Raw genomic sequence first — 532 nt, forward strand, 5'->3', positions numbered from 1 at the left:
CGGTCTCACCACACGTGCGCTGATCGACGAAGTGCTGCAAGCCGCCGACCGCGGCGTGCGCGTGCGGCTGCTGCTGGATGACACCACCAGCCATGGCGAGGACTACCGCATCGGCACTCTGACCGCGCACCCCAACATTCAGATCCGCGTCTTCAACCCGCTTCACCTCGGCCGCAGCAACGCCATCACCCGATCCATGGGACGCCTATTGCACCTTTCGCTGCAGCATCGGCGCATGCACAACAAGCTGATGCTGGTCGATGGCAGCCTGGCCGTCGTCGGCGGACGCAACCTCGGCGACGAGTACTTCGAGGCCGACCAGGCGATGAACTTCACCGACATCGACCTGCTTGGCGCCGGCCCGGTGGCCGAGCAGCTGGCGCGGAGTTTCGACGAGTACTGGAACAATCAGCTGAGCGTGCCGATCCAGCGCTTTCTCTGGTGGCAACCGAAGGCCAGCGGCCTGGACAAGGCCCGCCGGCAACTGCGCGACTACCTGCAGCAGGCGCGGCAGGACAACAGCGAGCAGTAT

1 protein-coding gene is annotated in these 532 nt (G+C 65.2%); it reads left to right on the forward strand.

The window, feature by feature from the left end:
- On the forward strand, positions 1-532 hold a 532-nt coding region (locus CXQ94_RS24090), incomplete at both ends, for a phospholipase D-like domain-containing protein (protein WP_258067320.1).

The sequence above is a fragment of the Arthrobacter sp. GMC3 genome (genome assembly GCF_002929305.1).
Taxonomy (GTDB): domain Bacteria; phylum Actinomycetota; class Actinomycetes; order Actinomycetales; family Micrococcaceae; genus Specibacter.